4 protein-coding genes are annotated in these 2,713 nt (G+C 43.0%); 2 read left to right on the top strand and 2 right to left on the bottom strand.

Annotation, left to right across the window (positions count from 1 at the left end; translation table 11 throughout):
* Window positions 1-218 (top strand): GNAT family N-acetyltransferase (locus tag MED121_RS07960; RefSeq protein ID WP_036178982.1); only part of this gene is annotated, 218 nt, incomplete at its 5' end.
* A gap of 130 nt (window positions 219-348) precedes the next feature.
* On the opposite strand, the gene MED121_RS07955 is transcribed toward MED121_RS07960, so the two are convergent.
* Both MED121_RS07955 and rpiA read right to left on the bottom strand, forming a co-directional pair.
* Window positions 349-1,311 (bottom strand): class 1 fructose-bisphosphatase, encoded by a 963-nt coding sequence (locus MED121_RS07955; RefSeq protein ID WP_009833141.1) that lies wholly within the window; start codon window positions 1,309-1,311, stop codon window positions 349-351.
* A gap of 167 nt (window positions 1,312-1,478) precedes the next feature.
* On the bottom strand, window positions 1,479-2,150 hold the full coding sequence (gene rpiA / locus MED121_RS07950; RefSeq protein WP_009833140.1) for a ribose-5-phosphate isomerase RpiA: 672 nt from the start codon (window positions 2,148-2,150) through the stop codon (window positions 1,479-1,481).
* 264 nt (window positions 2,151-2,414) lie between these two features.
* Here rpiA and MED121_RS07945 point away from each other — a divergent pair.
* On the top strand, window positions 2,415-2,713 hold a 299-nt coding region (locus MED121_RS07945), incomplete at its 3' end, for a pyridoxal-phosphate dependent enzyme (RefSeq protein ID WP_036178979.1).

The following is a 2,713-nucleotide window of genomic DNA, read 5'->3' as shown; positions in this document are numbered from 1 at the left end:
GCTTGTATCAGGCTTTATTAGACGCCATTAGCAAAAGGCCTATTAAAAATCTTTTAGCGATAATCGCATTACCTAATGATGCCAGTATTGCATTACATGAGAAAATTGGCATGAAGAAAGTCGCTCACTTTGAGAAGGTAGGCTATAAGTTTGGGCAATGGGTTGATGTGGGCTATTGGCAAATGAGCTTGCCTGATAACCCTCTATTAAAAGAATGATTGGCTTTAGCGCTAACCTTTCGTGAGAGTGTTATTAAACAATTTTAGAGATAGTGTTTAGAGACAGCCTTAGAGAAGTAAAAAAGCCGATAATCAGAGTCTGATTATCGGCTTTTTGATATTAGTAAATTTACTTATAGCTTAAGCAAGTCTCTACTTCTGCTGCTGCACCTAACACGACAGCGACTCTCTGGTGAATGGCTTCAGGTTGAATATCAAGAATACGATCAGTATGAGTGTGAGCTTTACCGCCAGCTTGTTCAATTAGCATTGCCATAGGGTTAGCTTCGTACATAAGACGTAGTTTGCCTGCTTTGCTAGGATCTTTGTTATCCCAAGGGTAGATAAAGATACCGCCGCGGCAAAGAATACGGTGCACGTCACCTACCATTGCGGCTACCCAACGCATGTTGAAGTTCTTTTCTCTCGGGCCTTCAGCGCCTGCGACAAGGTCATTCACATAGTTTTGCATGCCTTGAGCCCAAAAACGTTGATTGGACATATTAATGGCAAATTCTTGGGTGTTTTGTGAAACACTGACTTTTTCAATGGTTTGAATAAACTCACCTTGTCTTGGGTCGTAAGTGTACATAGATACGCCATCACCTGCTGAGAAAACCAGCATGCTTGAAGGGCCGTAAAGTACATAACCTGCTGCAACTTGCTCACGCCCAGGTATTAAAAAGTCAGCTTCCGTCGCTGCTTGGTCACCCGTTTGGCGATAGATAGAGAAGATGGTGCCGACCATTGAGTTAATATCGATATTGGAAGAGCCATCAAGCGGATCAAAAGCGACAAGGTACTCCCCGTCTGTATTTGCTGGCACTATGTCATCTTCTTCTTCAGAGGCAATCGCACGCACAGAAGGAGAGGTTGATAGGGCAAGTTTAAGCATATCATTAGAGATGACATCTAGCTTTTTCTGCTCTTCACCTTGTACATTCTCATTACCTGCCATTCCGAGAATACCGGCAAGTGAGCCCTGTTGAAGTTTGCCTGAAATATCAATGCAGGTTTTGCTTAAAAGTTGAAGAACCTCTTGTAAAGACACGGGAACAGAACTTGATGCTAAAACGCTGTTTAAGCTTTGCATGACAGAAATCTACCTTAATAGTGGGGATGAGAGTCAAAGTTGTCGAAATTATGCCACTGGTAGACTTAGGTGTCAGCAGCTTTTGGTCAAAGCGAGTGGCAAAAGGTGAGATATAAAAAAGCCGACTAAAAGTAGTCGGCTTTTTCAGACAAGGAATTACCCAAAAATTAGGCTTTTAAAGTCTTAACACCTTCTTCTGTGCCTAGTAGCAAAACATCAGCAGGGCGGCTAGCGAATAAGCCGTTAGTTACCACACCTACTAGACTATTGATCTTATTTTCTAGAGCAACAGCATCTTCAATTTTTAGGTTATACACATCTAAAATTTGGTTACCGTTATCTGTCACGACACCTTCGCGGTAAACCGGGTCACCGCCAAGCTTCACTAATTCACGAGCAACATAGCTACGTGACATAGGAATCACTTCAACGGGTAGTGGGAAGTCGCCCAACACATTTACCAATTTAGATTGGTCAGCAATACAAACAAACTGCTTACTGACGGCTGCAACGATTTTCTCGCGAGTCAGTGCGGCACCGCCACCTTTAATCAAATGCAGGTGGTTGTTAGATTCGTCAGCCCCATCTACATAAACTGCGATATCTGCAACACTGTTTAAATCATATACAGGAATGCCGTGAGACTTAAGGCGTTCTGCTGACGCTTCAGAGCTGGCCACAGTCGCTTCAAACTTAAGTTTGTGCTGAGCGAGCTCGTCAATGAATAGGTTCGCTGTTGAGCCTGTTCCTACACCGACAATGGTGTCGTCTTCAAGAAGGGGAAGTATGTATTCAACCGCGGCTTTGGCAACGGCGAGTTTCAATTCGTCTTGCGTCATTTTCTGCATAACCTTTGTTTAGAGGGCTGGTGGTTCGTATGCTTCGTTGGCTCTTGAAAGTAGCCAGATACGAGTTTCTGGCCATTATAAAGGGTTAAATTCGCTAATGTTACTCATATCACCAGAAAATATTAGGTTAGACGACTTTCGCCTTTGATAGCTGGGCAGTAAATCGGTATATTTCTTGCTCTGTTTTGAACTTTGTTCGCGATGGATGGCGATAATGCCAAGCTAATAATAGATATATGTTTTTTAGGAAAGACTATGCCTCACTCAATCATTAAGAAAATTCTACAAGCCAACGTCTATGACGTCGCGGTAGAAACACCACTGACTCGTGCCAAACAACTTAGCAATCGTTTTGGTAATGAGATTATTTTAAAGCGTGAAGACCTACAGCCAGTTTTCAGCTTTAAGATTCGTGGGGCATATAACAAAATTAGTCAGCTATCACCTGCTCAATTAGCAAATGGGGTGATAGCAGCGTCAGCCGGAAACCATGCACAAGGTTTAGCACTAGCGGCACAAAAGCTAGGGGTAAAAGCGACAATTGTCATGCCTGC

Source organism: Marinomonas sp. MED121, from assembly GCF_000153025.1.
In the GTDB taxonomy this organism is placed as follows: Bacteria; Pseudomonadota; Gammaproteobacteria; order Pseudomonadales; family Marinomonadaceae; genus Marinomonas.
Note: the sequence above shows the minus strand (reverse complement) of the source record. Positions and strands in the feature narration are given on the sequence as shown.

Excerpts from the sequence above, each read along its gene's own strand:
- MED121_RS07955 (WP_009833141.1), bottom strand. The coding sequence starts at position 1,311 with ATGCAAAGCTTAAACAGCGTTTTAGCATCAAGTTCTGTTCCCGTGTCT.
- rpiA (WP_009833140.1), bottom strand. The coding sequence starts at position 2,150 with ATGACGCAAGACGAATTGAAACTCGCCGTTGCCAAAGCCGCGGTTGAA.